The following is a 13,937-nucleotide window of genomic DNA, read 5'->3' on the forward strand; positions in this document are numbered from 1 at the left end:
GCTCTTGGTGCCGTTTGTCACCTGTCAAAGGTCAGCTTTGCTGACCTAGATTGTGACAAAATTTACAAAACGACATTTGTTACAAGTGAGGATGTTACATGACATCACCATTCAAAGACAAGCTGTCTGTACGAAGCTCCGGGATTCGCGTTTAGCTCTGGTCACGCATTTCGCAGCGCACTGTCAAAAATGTCGAGTGTGCGAAGCGACCTAACGAAAAGGATCGAGCACATGAATTATCAGCCACGCGGGATCGGTGACCAGGCTGTCCAGGGGCCGGCGTCCTATTTGAGCGAGGTCGCAGCCGCCGAGGCGCTGCTCAAGACCAACCCGACCTGGAACGGCGTCACCGGCGAGGCCGTGGCGCGGATGCGCCTGCAGAACCGCTTCAAGACCGGCCTCGACGTCGCCCGCTACACCGCGGCGCTGATGCGCGCCGACATGGCGGCCTATGACAATGATCCCACCAAGTACACCCAGTCGCTCGGCTGCTGGCATGGCTTCGTCGCACAGCAGAAGCTGATTTCGGTCAAGAAGCATTTCGGCACGACCGATCGCCGCTATCTGTATCTCTCCGGCTGGATGATCGCCGCCCTTCGCTCCGAATTCGGCCCGCTGCCCGACCAGTCGATGCACGAGAAGACTGCGGTGCCGGCGCTGATCGAGGAGCTCTACACCTTCCTGCGCCAGGCGGATTCTCGCGAGCTCAACGACATCTTCCGCAGCCTCGACGCGGCGCGGAAGGCCGGCGACAAGGCCAAGGAAGCGGCGCTGATCGAGAAGATCGACAACTTCCAGACCCACGTCGTACCCGTCATCGCCGACATCGACGCCGGCTTCGGCAATGCCGAGGCGACCTATCTGCTCGCCAAGAAGATGATCGAGGCGGGCGCCTGTGCGCTGCAGATCGAGAACCAGGTCTCCGACGAAAAGCAATGCGGTCACCAGGACGGCAAGGTGACGGTGCCGCACGAGGTGTTCCTGGCCAAGATCCGCGCCTGCCGCCACGCCTTCCTGGAGCTCGGCGTCGAGGACGGCATCATCGTGACCCGCACCGACTCGCTCGGCGCTGGCCTCACGCAGCAGATCGCTGTCAGCCACAAGCCCGGCGATCTCGGCGACCAGTACAACAGCTTCCTGGATTGCGAGGAAGTGACGGCGGAGAACGCGCGCAACGGCGATGTCATCATCAACCGGAACGGCAAGATGATGCGTCCGAAGCGCCTGCCTTCGAACCTGTATCAGTTCCGGCCCGGCACCGGCGAGGACCGCTGCGTGCTCGACTGCATCACCTCGCTGCAGAATGGCGCTGACCTGTTGTGGATCGAGACCGAAAAGCCGCACATCGAGCAGATCGCCAAGATGGTCGATCGCATCCGTGAGGTGATCCCGAACGCGAAGCTGGCCTACAACAACTCGCCGTCGTTCAACTGGACCCTCAACTTCCGTTGGCAGGTCTATGACGCGATGAAGGAAGCCGGCAAGGACGTCAGCCAGTACAATCGTGCCGAGCTGATGAAGGCGGAGTACGACAACACGCCGCTGGCGATCGAGGCCGACGAGCGCATCCGCACCTTCCAGGCGGATTCGGCCAAGCGCGCCGGCATCTTCCACCACCTGATCACGCTGCCGACCTACCACACGGCCGCGCTGTCGACCGACAATCTCGCCCGCGAATATTTCGGCGAGCAGGGCATGCTGGGCTATGTGAAGAACGTGCAGCGCGCGGAGATCCGTCAGGGTATCGCCTGCGTCAAGCATCAGAACATGGCCGGCTCCGACATCGGCGACGATCACAAGGAGTACTTCGCCGGCGAGGCTGCGCTGAAGGCTGGCGGCGCCCACAACACGATGAACCAGTTCGGCTAGCAACCATTCGGCTAACAGGAGACTGACCATGACCAAAGGCAGCAATTTCTGGGTGATTGGCGGTGAGTTCGGCTCGATGAACTTCCACAAGCTCGTGGAAGGTTCGGCTCAGGTCAAAGGACCGTTCAAGTCCCGCAAGGAAGCCGAAGACTGCTGGCGCGAGGTATCGGAAGAGAACCGGCACAAAGCCGGCGTCCGGTTCTCGATCGTCGAGGAACCACAGCGCGCGCCCGCCGCTTAAAGCCATTCGCCGGGTATCTGCACCACGTTAAAGCCCAAGGACGGGGCGGTCTCATCCGGTTGACGCCGGGCGGGGCCGCCCACGTCCTTTTGGAATTCATGTAAGTGCTTGGAAATAATAAGCGTTTGCGGAACCTTGGGTTGCTGCTAGGCTGCCGGCGTGGACCTCCCTGAAAAACGTCACGAAGCCGGTCATGGCCCAGGCGTCCGATAGCGGTAACGAATCTCGCCCACTGCGGCTGCGCGAGGCGCTGCGGCAGGCCCGGATCGAGGCCGCCGATCGCACCGGCGTGGTGGTCGACCTGCGCGATGCGGAGGTGGCGCGGCTGGAGATCCTCAACGACGCGCTCGATCCGCTGTTCGAGCAGATTCCCGGCGACATCGACCTGTTCGATCGCGGCATCAGCCAGGGCGAGACGCCGCGGCTGTGGATCGACGTGGTCGCGCATATCGCGATGGGCCGCGACAAGCGGCAATATCGTTTCGTGCAGGACACCCGCAATGGCCGCATCGTGATCGCGGAATCGCATGAGGCGGCCGCGATCGTGCAGGCGGTGACCGACTATGTCGCCAGGCGCATGGTCGAACGCGAGCGTGCATTCAGCCCGTCCCGGGAGCCAGCGCCTGCCGTCGCTAGGCCGCGCCGGCGCCGCGGCGTCTGGCTGTTCCTGCTCGGCTTCATTCTCGGCGCGCTGGCGTTGTTTGGGATCGCGCTCTACGCGACGCTACAGCAGATCTGACGGGGCGCCCGGCCAGGCTCGAAGGGCTGATGCCGCGACGAGCCGCAGCTCAGCAGCGCTCGCACCGTCCAGGGCCTGCACTGACAACCCCTGCAGGACGGTCATGTAAAACCGGGCGAGCGCAGCGGCATTCGTCGTCGCCGGCAGAATGCCCTCTTTGATATCGCGTGCGATGCGCCGCTCCAGCGCCTTGCGCGACGCCGTCCGGATCGCCTTGAGCTCCGCGGCCAGATCGGCATTCTCTTCCGACGTCATCAGCATGCCGCTCGACACCATGCACCCGAGCGGCTTGCCCGGCATGGTCACGGCGGCAATTCCGCGATCGAGCATCTGGCGGACGGCGTCGTAGCTCGACGTTGCGTCGGCAATCTCCTTCGCACCGATCCGGACCGAGCGGTAATGGCGCAGCACTTCGCGGTAGAGATCCGCCTTGCTGCCGAACGCGTGATAGAGGCTGGCGGCAGCGATGCCGATCGCCTTGGTCAGATCGGCAATGCTGACCCCGTCATAGCCGTGTCGCCAGAACAGATCGAGCGCCGTTTCCAGCGCCTCGTCGCGATCGAACGTCGGCTGCCGGCCGCGGGCGCGGGCCATTGGTTCGACGCTCTTGTTCGATGAAGCAACCATGCCGGCCAAATTAGGCTCTTGACGTTCAACCGCAAGCGCTTAATGTTTAGTGAACACTAAACAAATGGACGACGTGATGAGTGCGATGGATCAAATCGACCGACGAGGCTTGCTTTTGGGGGTGGGAGCCGCAGCGCTTGCCGCGGTGGGCCATCCGATAGATGCCGCCGAATCGCGAGCCGCACCTGAACCCTTCGTCGTTCGCTCGACCGATGGCACCATGCTGGCGGGCGAGGCCAAGGGCGACCCGCAGGCGCCGGAGATCCTGTTCATCCACGGCTTACGGCAGAGCCGGTTGAGCTGGGACAAGCAATTCACTGATGCGACGCTTGCAGGCTTCCGCCTGGTCCGGTTCGATTTGCGCGGCCATGGCGATTCGGACAAGCCGGCGGCGCCGGAGGCTTACGCCGATGCTGACCGATGGGGTGACGACGTTGCCGCCGTCATCGCGGCGGCGAAGCTTCGGCGGCCCGTGCTCGTGGGCTGGTCGCTCGGCGGCTTCGTGGCCGGCAGCTATCTGAAATCCCACGGTGGGGCACCGGTCGCAGGCGTGAACCTGGTCGATGCCGTGACCAAGCTTGCGCCCGATCTTCTGACGCCGCTCGCGGGCACTTTTGCGCGAACGACGACATCGCACGATCTGGCGGAGCGTACCGCCGAGACGGCGAGCTTTCTTGCAGCCTGCTTCCATCAGCCACCGACGGGCGTCGAGCTTCAGCGCATGCTCGTGATCAACGGCATGACTGCGCGCGCAGTGGGCGAGGGTTTTGTAAAAACGGCGACGCCCGACCTCGAGCCGGTCTTCAAGGCCTATGCCGGTCCGATCCTGTTGACCCATGGACGCCATGACCGGCTGGTGCGGCTGGCCATGTCTGAGCGGATCAAGACCTTGCGTCCTGAGAGTCGTCTGTCTGTTTATGCCGAGAGCGGGCACAGTCCGTTCTACGAGGAGCCGGAGCGCTTCAACCGCGAGCTTGCCGCTTTCGTGACTGCGGCGGCGCGGAGCTGAGGAGAAATGTGATGAGGACGCCAGGGTTCTTTCCCGGCTTTGATCATCTCGATGTCGACGCCGGCGGGGTTCGCTTCGCCGGCGTGGTCGGGGGCGTCGGGCCGCCACTGCTGCTGCTCCACGGCTATCCAGAGACGCACATCGCGTGGCGCAAAGTGGCTCCGGCGCTCGCCCGCGATCACACGCTTATCATCCCCGATCTGCCGGGCTATGGCGCAAGCAGGACGCAGACCATGGTGCCACGCTGGACCAAGCGCCGCGTCGGTGCGGCGCTGGTGGCGCTGATGCGGGCGCTCGGGCATGAGCGGTTCGCGCTCGCCGGTCACGATCGTGGCGCGCGCGCCGGATATCGTCTGGTGCTCGATCATCCCGGCGTGGTCAGCCAGTTTGCATCGCTGACGGTCGTTCCGACAGTAGATGCGATGGCAGCGGTCGACTACGACTTTGCGCGCAAGGCCTATCACTGGTTCCTGTTCGCGCAGAGGGCCGACCTGCCGGAGCGCCTGCTTGCGGCGGCACCGGACGCGATCCTTGATCATGCCATCGCAGTCATGAACGCCAACAGCGACAGCGTGATCGAGCCGGCCGCGAGGGATGCATATCATCGGGCATTCCGCGACCCAGCAGTGCAGCATGCGATCTGCGAGGACTATCGGGCTGCGCTGGACGAAGATCTTGCGCACGATCAGGCCGATTGCACAGCGGGCCGCAGGCTCGACTGCCCCGTTCTCGTCCTGTGTTCAAGCGCCCAGAACGTTACCGAGCGGATTGCGATCTGGAAGGCGTGGGCCGACGATGTCACGGGCATCATCACCACAGGAGACCATCTTCAACCCGAAGATCGTCCGGAAGAAGTGATCGCGGCGCTGGCTTCGTTCTTTTCGGGGACGACACCCGGCTGACACTTGGTCTCGCCGGACGGCTATTCAGAACAGTCGCAGCTGCCGGATCTCGCGCATACGCAGCGCGTCGTTGATCCCGCGCACGGTCATTTCGCATCGCCAATGATTGCCCTCGCGCGCGATGGCGAAGAGGTTATAGGCGGCAGCCGGATAATGTCCGTGTGCGATGCTCGAGGCGGAGGGGACGCCGACCACCGGAATTTTCCGCTCCGGACCATCGATCCAGATCGTCGAATGGATGTGGTCGTGGCCATGCAGGACCAGTTCGACACCGTGCCGCTTCAATAGCGCAATCAGGTCAGCCGCATCGGTCAGCCGTTTCATGCGGTTGGCCGAGCGCAAGGGGTGATGCACCAGCAGCACGCGGAAGAGCGGCTCGGTCGATAGCGCTGTGAGCAGCTGCTCCAGTGCTGCAAGCTGTTCGGGGCCGATCCTGCCCGTCGCCATGAATGGCGCTGTCGGCACGGCTGAGGACAGACTGATCAGCGCCAGCGGTCCGCGCTGGCGCAGCGAAGGGAAGCTTGCCGCCTGGCCCGCATCCGCATCGCCGCCGAAATAATCGGCGAAGCTCTGCGCGAAGCGAAGTCGGGTTCGACGCACATAGGCGTCGTGATTGCCGGGGATTGCGGTGACGTGATCGGGCGGGCCCACCGTCCTGAGCCAGTCCAGCGCCAGCGGAAATTCCGCCTCCATGGCGAAATTGACGAGATCGCCGGTGACTGCGATCTGGTCCGGCATCTGGGTCTGCAGATCCGAGACCAGCACATCCAGCACATCGCGGCGGTGATATTTGTAACGGTTCCGCGTCCAGTTGATGTAGCCGAGCACCCGTTTGCTGGCGAGTTCGAGAAGACGCGGATGCGGCGGCGGCGCCAGATGCGGGTCGGAGAGATGCGCCAGCGTGAACGCTGCCATGATCGGTTTGCCTGTCGACGATCAACGCTGGGGTGATCGTGAGGTGGTGTCCGGACTATCCTGGCTCTATTGGCAAGGTCGCGGCGCCAGTGCAAGGATAACCGCCAAACCTGGATGTGGCGGTGACAAGTCAAAGCAATTTACGCGTGCGGTTCGAGCCTTGGTTGCGGGGCGTGTTCCACTTCTATTGGCGCTTTGCCCGCGGGATGACGCTCGGCGTCCGTGCGGTCGTGCTCGATGCCGACCATCGCGTGTTCCTGGTCAAGCACAGCTATGTTGCGGGCTGGCACCTGCCGGGTGGTGGCGTCGAGGTGGGCGAGAGCTTCGTGGAGGCGCTCGAGCGGGAGCTCTTGGAGGAGGGACGGATTGCGCTCTCCGGCGAGGCGATCCTGCACGGAATCTTCCTGAACAGCCACGTCTCGCGCCGTGACCATGTCGCCGTTTATATCGTTAAGAATTTCACCCAGGACCGGCTGCCGGAGCCCAACCACGAGATCATCGCCAGCGGCTTTTTCGCAGCCGATGCGCTGCCGGAGGAGACGACGCTCGGAACGCGGCTGCGGATCGCCGAGGTGCTACAGGGCGTTAAGGCCATTCCCACCTGGCGCCCGCAATAGTGCGGTGGCCGCCCCGCCATTATGACTTTTTGCACCGAATGGGCTGCAGGCTTACCTGCCAGGGGAGTTGGGCCAATGATACCACCATCGATGCGGATTGCCGTCCTGGTGCCCTGCTACAATGAGGAGGCCGCTGTTGCCTCCGTCGTGACAGGGTTCAAGGCGGCGCTGCCGACGGCGACCGTTTACGTCTATGACAACAATTCCAAGGACCGCACCGTCGCTGTTGCGCGCGAGGCCGGGGCCGAGGTGCGCAGCGAGCGGCGGCAGGGCAAGGGCCACGTGGTCCGTCGGATGTTCGCCGACATCGATGCCGACGTTTACGTTCTGGTCGATGGCGATGCGACCTACGATGCGCCGAGCGCGCCCCGCATGGTCGAGCGCCTCCTGAGCGAGCATCTCGATATGGTGGTGGGACTGCGCGTCGACCAGGAGCAGGCCGCGTACCGCATGGGGCATCGCACCGGCAATTGGATGCTGACGCGGTTTCTGGCCGAGGTGTTCGGCCAGGCCTTCAAGGATATTCTGTCCGGTTACCGCGTGTTCTCGCGCCGCTTCGTCAAATCCTTCCCCGTGCTGTCCGACGGCTTCGAGATCGAGACCGAACTCAGCGTCCATGCGCTGGAGTTGGCGCTGCCGGTTGCCGAAGTGGCGACGCCCTATTACGCGCGCCCGGAAGGTTCCGTTTCGAAGCTGAACACCTGGAGGGATGGTTTCCGGATCCTCGGGACCATCCTCAAGCTCTACCGCTCTGAAAAGCCGCTGCGCTTCTTCGGCGTGATCGGGATCTTTCTCGCGCTGGTCTCCATCGGCTTCGCGATTCCCGTGTTCGTCACCTATGTCGAGACCGGCCTGGTTCCCCGGTTGCCGACCGCCGTGCTGTCCATGGGCCTGATGATCATGGCGCTGCTGTCAGTCACGTCGGGGCTGGTGCTGGATACCGTCACCTGCGGTCGGCGCGAGATGAAGCTGCTCGCCTATCTGTCGCAGCCGCCCGCGAAGGGCTGAATTGCTCGCGCGCGGCGAGTTGAAAGGTGCCATGGACCGCGCCTTTCCCAGATGCTATCCCGCATCGAATCATGAGTGATCTGTCCATTACAATTGCCCCCGAAAAGCCATCCGACGCGCAGGCGATCGAACGGCTGCATGAGCGGACCTTCGGGCCCGGCCGTTTCGTTCTGAGCGCCTATCGGCTGCGCGAGCATGTCGACCATCTGCTCGATCTGTCCTTCACCGCCCATATCGGCACCTTGCTGGCCGGTTCGGTGCGGCAGCTCCCGATCTGCCTCGGCGACACCAAGGCGCTGCTGCTTGGGCCGCTGACGGTCGAGCCGCCCTTCCGCAAGCGCGGCATCGGCCGCGCGCTGATGGAGCAAGCGCTGAGCGAGGCCAAGGCCAAGGGCCATCGTCTGGTGCTCTTGGTCGGGGATGCCCCGTATTACAGCCGCTTCGGCTTCACGCCGATCGAAAAGGGCCGGGCGACGATGCCGGGTCCGGTCGATCCCAAGCGCCTGTTGATCAACGAACTGGTCACAGGCGCCTTCGACGGCGTGTCGGGTGCGGTCCGTCCCGATTGGGATTTCGCGCGATAGCCTGTTCGCGCCGGTCCCGATCGCCCGCAGAGCGATCGCATATGCGGAAAGACTCGGCCGACGGTTTCTGCGGCCGTCCTTCGAGATGCTCGCCTCCGGCGAACTCCTCAGGACGAGGGCTTGATTTGCGGCAAAATGGCAGACCCTCATGGTGAGGGCGCGGCAAGGCCGCGCGTCTCCGGACGATGCTACGCATCGCCGGGAGAACCATGAGGCCCCGGTCCCGTGAGCCATATGCGATCGCCCGGGACCGGCGAGCGCTGATCAGAACTTCACATTCGCGAACACCTTGACCCCGATGCCCGGCATCAGCACCTCGTCCTTGGTGTAGGATACGGAGTTGCGGATTTTCTCGTTGAGCAGGTTGTCGCCAACGATGCCGACCAGCATCTCGCGCGCGCCGAATGCGTTCGGATCGAGCTTGGTCTTGTAGCTCAGCTCGGCTTTCAACAGGTTGTAGCCCGGCGTCGGCGTCTCCGCGATCGGGGCGATGTCGTTCTGGGCGAAAGCATGCAGCAGGTTGATGCGCGCCAGCCAGTTGTCGTTGCGCCAGAACAGGCCGCCGCCGACCCGGATCGGCGGAATGCGCGGCACGTTGGTGCCGTCGTCGAACGTGGCGCGCACGATGTCGAACTGGTTCTCGATGCCCCAGATGCCGGTGTAGAGCGGTCCGACATCGAGCTGGCTTTGGAATTCGCCACCACGGAAGATGGCGTTGCGCTGCGAGTAGATGGCCTGCTTGTTGGTCGCGTCAGCCGCGCCGCAGGACGCGAAATCGTCGTTGCACATCACGCCGGTCAGCCGGCGGTAGATGAAGTTGGTGAACTGGGTGTAGTAGGCCGTCACCTCGAAGCGGAACGGACCGGTCGCCTTGCGCAGACCCACTTCGACCGTCTTCGCGGTCTCGATGGTCAGGTTGGGATTGCCGATGTCGAAAGTCCCGGTGGCGTCGTGCGCGCCGCGCGAGAACAATTCGGCCGGCTTCGGTGCGCGTTCGACATATTGCGCGGTGATGCTGGCGACGAGATCGCCGGGCAGGTTCTGCAGCAGCCCGGCAGCCGCGCTCTTCGGCGTGAACGCGCGGCCGCGCGCGATATTGGTCTGCGGATTGCCGTCCGGCAGATAGTCGGCCGGGAAGTCCGGCGTCGATCCCTGCAGCTCGACATGTTCGATGCGGCCCGCGATCTGTGCTTTGGTGGTCGGCGAGAAGGCGAACTCGTTGAAGACATAGGCGGCGCCCTGGTTGTTGGTGTTCGGCCCGAACAGGCCGTTGAAGGTCGAGCCGGGATTGTCGGGGCTCGGCGCATCCAGTTCCTGATGACCAGCCTGCACGCCGATCGCCGTCGTCATCGTCGCAAAGCGAAGGTTGAACGGCGCCAGCTGCATCTCGACCCGCGCCTCCTGCTCGCGGTTGCTGAAGGTCTGCCGCACGCCGTCGCTGTTCGGATCGGCCGGATCGGCAAGCCCGAGCTCGTTGTGCCGGTAGTCGGTCGCGCCGAGCCAGAACCTGATCGCCTCGATCGCTGCGGCATCCGGACGGTATTCGCCTTGCGCCGTGATCTTGGTCTGGTGCGCGTCGATCCGCGTGTTGTGATCGGCGCCGTCGATGCCGGGGATATGGTAGAGCGCATCGGTCTGCGTGATCGCGGCGCCGACGAAGCCGCCGTCGAAGAAATAGCTGCCGCCCACCGAGACGCCGTCATTGCGCAGCGACGAATTCGGCTGCCGGCCATTGGTGACCGGCCGGGTCTGGTCGAAGCGGTAAGGGTAACCGGGAATGGCGTAGTCGTCCGCCTTGCGGCCATAGGCATCGGCGTGAATCGCATAATTGCCGCCACCGGCATCGATCAGCACGCCGCTCTGCACGCCGCGGTCGACCGAGCTGAACGAGGTCCGGGTCTCGGCGGTGATGCAAGGCGCGCCGTCGATTGCGGGCGCTTTCGCCGGCAGGCCATAACTCTGGAACGGCGCTGAAGGGCAGACCGGCAGCGCCTGCGGAATTCGGTTGTTGGTGGCGCTGACGACGCCGCCGATCGAGGTCGAGCCGTAGCGCAGCGCCGCGGGGCCGCGCACGACCTCGACCTGATCGGTTGACAGAGGATCGATCGGCACGAAGTGGTCTTCGCCAAGGTCCGAGGCGCCGCCGGCGCCGGTGCCGTTCTCGACAATGCCGACCCGGTTGACGTCGAGGCCGCGAATGATCGGCCGGCTCGATGCGCCCGGCGCAAAGCTCGAGCCGGTGACACCGGGCTTGGAAAATAAGAGATCGCCCAGCGTCGCGGCGCCGGAGCGCTGGATCTCCTCTTTGGGGACAACGGTGACTGTGGCGAACTGGTTGGTCACGACCGCCAGCACGCCTTGCTGGCCGGCTGCGGGCGCGGCCGGCGCTGTCGTCTGAGCCGCGGTTTGGGTTGACTGCGGCGGACGGCGGCGGCTGGTGGCGCCGCGCGCGACATGCGTGGGATTGGCATGCGGAACGACCGGCCGATGCGCCCGGATCGGGCTTGGTGCGGTGACCGTGACCTCCGGCAATTCGGCCGGCGCAGCGGGCTTGTCCTGAGCGAGCGCAGGTGCCGCGAGCACGCACGCAATGGCCGCGAAGCTGCAGCCCGACATCGATTGTTTCGACAACATGATTCCAAGTCCTGACCCTTAAGCCAGGCGGCCAGACACAGTTTGCTTGCAGTCGGGCACGCCTGCCGTCGCCGAGCGACGGAGCAAATTTCAAGAGGCTGGGATCCGGGTGCCGCGCACCAGGATCGTTGGCGTCTGAAGCGGCGGGAGTTCAGGCGAGGGGAGGGGCGCGGGCTTGGAAGGGGAGATCGACAGCTGCAGGCTGGACCGCACTGACGACCGCGACCTCGCGGTGGAAGGCCACGGCCTGCGGCAGGACCAGCACCGGGGCTGGCGACAGCAGCATGGCCTGCGCCATCGCGACGACGGCGCAGATCGCGCAGGCATCAGCAGGCTGCTGATCGCGGTCTTGCTTGCTCGGATCTTGGTCGGTGGTGAGATCCCGGTCGCGGGCCACAGGAGCTGCGGCGTCGCTCAGGGCCGCGACGGCGAAGGACGTCCGCGCGGCTGGCCAGTGATTATGCCCGAACGAGAGCGTGAACTGCACGGCGAGCGCGAAGAGCGCCAGCAGCGAAGCCGCCCTGATGTTCGTGCGAAACCAGCTCATTCCCAAGAAAAGTCCAACAAACGCCCCGACCGGCCGGCGTCGCACCGGCAGATGTTATAATGTAACATCGCAAAGACGGTCGAGGAGTGTCAATCAGCGCGCGGCTGGAGCGCGCCGAATCCTTGGTTCTGTGATCTTACGGCCACGCCGCGAACTCCTGACAACGCAAGGGGCGATCAACGCCCCTCGCGCAGCCAGGTCGCGGCGAACGCGCCGAGCAGGAGCAGCAGCCCGATCAGCCCGGCGAACATCGGCAGCACGCCGACTCCCTTGACGACGGAGGCGTCGCGCATGCGCACGCCCATCCAGCCGTCGCCGCTGAACATGGTCGACGAGTGCACCGGCACGATGCGGGGAATCTCCACGCCCGACCCGTCCGCGATCCGCTTGGCGTCGCCGCCGGTGGCCTGCGTCAGCGGCTTCAAGGTCTCCGTCGTCGAGGTGACCTCGGAGAATTCCTTCGGATTGGTCGGGCCGACATTGATCAGCGCCTTCAGCGTGCCGTCGGTCGCCTGCCACAGTCCGAGCTCGTTGGCAGGCATGGTGGCGCGCCATTCGCCGGGCTCACCCTGGCTCAGGGTCAGCTCACGGGTGGCGCCGGACGGCGATGTCACCGTGACCGGCGACACCGTGTCGGCCATGGTCTGCCTGATGACGACGAGATCATGTCCCTGCACCTTGAGCCGTAGCGCCTCTTCGTCGAGGTCGGGCTGCTTCATCAGCCAATGCGACATGCGGCGGAGCAGATCGAGATGCGGTCCGCCGCCCTCATAGCCGCGGGCCCACAGCCAGATATGGTCCGACAGCAGCAGTGCGACGCGGCCTTCGCCGAACCGCGACAACAGCAGCAGAGGCTTGCCGTCGGGACCGGTCATGACCGGCGGGTTGATGGCATTGCGGGTGTCGACCGTGCGGAAGAAGCGGCTCCAATGCGGTGGTTCGGCGTCGGCGCCTTCGAGCCCGCGCGTGACCGGATGGCGTTTGCCGATATCTGACAGATGCGCATAGAACGGCTTCTCGGTGACGCCGACCGGCTCGGCCGGCAACACCGAGTCGAGCGGCGTCCGCCAGATGCTGGTGTTGGAGGCGTAGTCGGGACCCGCCGAGACCAGCACCGCGCCGCCATTACGCACATAATGCGCGATGTTCTCGAAATAGCCGATCGGCAGCACGCCCTGGCGGGCATAGCGGTCGAAGATGATCAGCTGGAATTCGTTGATCTTCTGCTGGAACAGCTCGCGGGTCGGGAAGGCGATCAGCGACAATTCGTTGATCGGCGTCCCGTCCTGCTTCTCCGGCGGCCGCAGAATGGTGAAGTGAACCAGATCGACGCTGGCATCCGACTTCAACAGATTGCGCCAGGTGCGCTCGCCGGAATGCGGTTCGCCAGAGACCAGCAGCACGCGCAGCTTGTCACGCACGCCGTCGATCGAGACCACCGCACGGTTGTTGACCAGCGTCAGCTCGCCATCGAGCGGAGAGGCCTCGATCTCGACGATGTTCGGCCCTTCATGCTTGATGTCGACGTCGATCTTGCTGGTCTGTCCGCTGGACAGCGTTCGCTCGCTGATCACCTCACCGTCGCGGCGGATCACCACCTTGGCACGCTCGCCGGCAACGCCCTGATCGTCGAGGCGGAAGTTGATGCTCTGGGGCTGGCCGACAATGCCGAAGCGGGGGGCTGCGGTGATGGCGATGCGGCGGTCGCGCTCCGCCTTCTGTCCCGTGATCAGCGCCTGGACCGGCGCCTGGAAGCCGAGCGCCGATGTATTGGCGGGAATGTCGTGCACGCGGCCGTCAGTGATCAGAAAGGCGCCGGCGACGCGCTCGACCGGCACGTCGGAAAGCGCCGAGGTCAGCGCACCGAACAGATGGGTGCCGTCGGTCTCGCCATCGGCCTGTCCGGCCTCGACCACGCGCACCTCGAGCCCCTTGATCTTCTTCAGCGCGTCGACGAGGGCTTCCTGCGCCTGCGCGGTCTGCTTGGAGCGGTCGCCGAAATTCTGGCTCGGGCTCTTGTCGACGACCACGGCGGCGACCGACGTCAGCGGTTCGCGATCCTCGCGGGTGAATTGCGGGTTGGCGAGCGCCAGCGCGATCAGCGCCAGCGCCGCGACGCGCACCCAGGCGCCGCGGGAGCGGCCGAGCAGGAGCAGGGCGGCAATGACGACGATCGCCCCGATCGCAAGCCACAGCACGATCGACGGGACCAGGGGCGTGAACGCGATGCCGTAATTCATGTCGA

13 protein-coding genes are annotated in these 13,937 nt (G+C 64.7%); 8 read left to right on the forward strand and 5 right to left on the reverse strand.

The window, feature by feature from the left end; genetic code table 11:
* Positions 1-231: 231 nt before the first annotated feature.
* The 3 genes from BRAS3843_RS38245 (at position 232) to BRAS3843_RS38255 (ending at position 2,849) form a co-directional block, all read left to right on the forward strand.
* The gene (locus BRAS3843_RS38245) at positions 232-1,869 is read left to right on the forward strand and encodes an isocitrate lyase (protein ID WP_008974676.1); all 1,638 of its coding nucleotides are present in this window, start codon (positions 232-234) and stop codon (positions 1,867-1,869) included.
* A gap of 28 nt (positions 1,870-1,897) precedes the next feature.
* The gene (locus BRAS3843_RS38250; RefSeq protein WP_035984176.1) at positions 1,898-2,110 is read left to right on the forward strand and encodes a hypothetical protein; all 213 of its coding nucleotides are present in this window, start codon (positions 1,898-1,900) and stop codon (positions 2,108-2,110) included.
* 193 nt (positions 2,111-2,303) lie between these two features.
* On the forward strand, positions 2,304-2,849 hold the full coding sequence (locus BRAS3843_RS38255; RefSeq protein ID WP_008974677.1) for a hypothetical protein: 546 nt from the start codon (positions 2,304-2,306) through the stop codon (positions 2,847-2,849).
* Here the strand turns inward: BRAS3843_RS38255 and BRAS3843_RS38260 are convergent.
* Positions 2,835-3,443: a TetR/AcrR family transcriptional regulator gene (locus BRAS3843_RS38260; protein ID WP_008974678.1), complete on the reverse strand. Its 609-nt coding sequence runs from the start codon at positions 3,441-3,443 to the stop codon at positions 2,835-2,837. The genes BRAS3843_RS38255 and BRAS3843_RS38260 overlap by 15 nt on opposite strands.
* Positions 3,444-3,552: 109 nt before the next feature.
* On the opposite strand from BRAS3843_RS38260, the gene BRAS3843_RS38265 reads away from it, so the two are divergent.
* Together BRAS3843_RS38265 and BRAS3843_RS38270 are read left to right on the forward strand one after the other, a co-directional pair.
* Positions 3,553-4,485 carry an alpha/beta hydrolase gene (locus tag BRAS3843_RS38265; protein ID WP_008974679.1) on the forward strand — a complete coding sequence of 311 codons (933 nt, stop codon included), beginning with the start codon at positions 3,553-3,555 and terminating at the stop codon, positions 4,483-4,485.
* An 11-nt stretch (positions 4,486-4,496) separates the two neighbouring features.
* Positions 4,497-5,387: an alpha/beta hydrolase gene (locus tag BRAS3843_RS38270; protein ID WP_008974680.1), complete on the forward strand. Its 891-nt coding sequence runs from the start codon at positions 4,497-4,499 to the stop codon at positions 5,385-5,387.
* Positions 5,388-5,411: 24 nt separating this feature from the next.
* Here the strand turns inward: BRAS3843_RS38270 and BRAS3843_RS38275 are convergent, their stop codons facing one another.
* Entirely contained in the window at positions 5,412-6,302 is an 891-nt protein-coding gene (locus BRAS3843_RS38275) for a metallophosphoesterase (protein ID WP_008974681.1), read from the reverse strand.
* A 122-nt stretch (positions 6,303-6,424) separates the two neighbouring features.
* Between BRAS3843_RS38275 and BRAS3843_RS38280 the strand changes: the two genes are divergently transcribed.
* From BRAS3843_RS38280 to BRAS3843_RS38290, 3 genes are all read left to right on the forward strand, one after another.
* Positions 6,425-6,919: an NUDIX domain-containing protein gene (locus BRAS3843_RS38280; protein WP_035984186.1), complete on the forward strand. Its 495-nt coding sequence runs from the start codon at positions 6,425-6,427 to the stop codon at positions 6,917-6,919.
* 75 nt (positions 6,920-6,994) lie between these two features.
* Positions 6,995-7,927, forward strand: coding sequence for a glycosyltransferase family 2 protein (locus tag BRAS3843_RS38285; RefSeq protein ID WP_008974683.1), 933 nt, complete (start codon positions 6,995-6,997; stop codon positions 7,925-7,927).
* Between the two features lie 71 nt (positions 7,928-7,998).
* Positions 7,999-8,511, forward strand: a complete 513-nt coding sequence (locus BRAS3843_RS38290) for an N-acetyltransferase (protein WP_008974684.1) — start codon at positions 7,999-8,001, stop codon at positions 8,509-8,511.
* Positions 8,512-8,775: 264 nt separating this feature from the next.
* Here the strand turns inward: BRAS3843_RS38290 and BRAS3843_RS38295 are convergent, their stop codons facing one another.
* The 3 genes from BRAS3843_RS38295 to BRAS3843_RS38305 form a co-directional block, all read right to left on the reverse strand.
* On the reverse strand, positions 8,776-11,127 hold the full coding sequence (locus tag BRAS3843_RS38295) for a TonB-dependent receptor (protein ID WP_035984187.1): 2,352 nt from the start codon (positions 11,125-11,127) through the stop codon (positions 8,776-8,778).
* Positions 11,128-11,296: 169 nt separating this feature from the next.
* Positions 11,297-11,692 (reverse strand): DUF2946 family protein, encoded by a 396-nt coding sequence (locus BRAS3843_RS38300; protein ID WP_008974686.1) that lies wholly within the window; start codon positions 11,690-11,692, stop codon positions 11,297-11,299.
* A 176-nt stretch (positions 11,693-11,868) separates the two neighbouring features.
* Positions 11,869-13,932: a membrane protein gene (locus tag BRAS3843_RS38305; RefSeq protein WP_008974687.1), complete on the reverse strand. Its 2,064-nt coding sequence runs from the start codon at positions 13,930-13,932 to the stop codon at positions 11,869-11,871.
* Positions 13,933-13,937 lie beyond the last annotated feature (5 nt).

The sequence above is a fragment of the Bradyrhizobium sp. STM 3843 genome (genome assembly GCF_000239815.1).
Classification (GTDB): domain Bacteria; phylum Pseudomonadota; class Alphaproteobacteria; order Rhizobiales; family Xanthobacteraceae; genus Bradyrhizobium.

Bases quoted from the DNA above. Each gene is read 5' to 3' on its own strand.
- BRAS3843_RS38265 (WP_008974679.1), top strand. From the start codon at position 3,553: ATGAGTGCGATGGATCAAATCGACCGACGAGGCTTGCTTTTGGGGGTG.
- BRAS3843_RS38305 (WP_008974687.1), bottom strand. From the start codon at position 13,932: ATGAATTACGGCATCGCGTTCACGCCCCTGGTCCCGTCGATCGTGCTG.
- BRAS3843_RS38260 (WP_008974678.1), bottom strand. From the start codon at position 3,443: ATGGCCCGCGCCCGCGGCCGGCAGCCGACGTTCGATCGCGACGAGGCG.
- BRAS3843_RS38290 (WP_008974684.1), top strand. From the start codon at position 7,999: ATGAGTGATCTGTCCATTACAATTGCCCCCGAAAAGCCATCCGACGCG.
- BRAS3843_RS38255 (WP_008974677.1), top strand. From the start codon at position 2,304: ATGGCCCAGGCGTCCGATAGCGGTAACGAATCTCGCCCACTGCGGCTG.
- BRAS3843_RS38270 (WP_008974680.1), top strand. From the start codon at position 4,497: ATGAGGACGCCAGGGTTCTTTCCCGGCTTTGATCATCTCGATGTCGAC.
- BRAS3843_RS38245 (WP_008974676.1), top strand. From the start codon at position 232: ATGAATTATCAGCCACGCGGGATCGGTGACCAGGCTGTCCAGGGGCCG.
- BRAS3843_RS38285 (WP_008974683.1), top strand. From the start codon at position 6,995: ATGATACCACCATCGATGCGGATTGCCGTCCTGGTGCCCTGCTACAAT.
- BRAS3843_RS38300 (WP_008974686.1), bottom strand. From the start codon at position 11,692: ATGAGCTGGTTTCGCACGAACATCAGGGCGGCTTCGCTGCTGGCGCTC.
- BRAS3843_RS38295 (WP_035984187.1), bottom strand. From the start codon at position 11,127: ATGTCGGGCTGCAGCTTCGCGGCCATTGCGTGCGTGCTCGCGGCACCT.
- BRAS3843_RS38250 (WP_035984176.1), top strand. From the start codon at position 1,898: ATGACCAAAGGCAGCAATTTCTGGGTGATTGGCGGTGAGTTCGGCTCG.
- BRAS3843_RS38275 (WP_008974681.1), bottom strand. From the start codon at position 6,302: ATGGCAGCGTTCACGCTGGCGCATCTCTCCGACCCGCATCTGGCGCCG.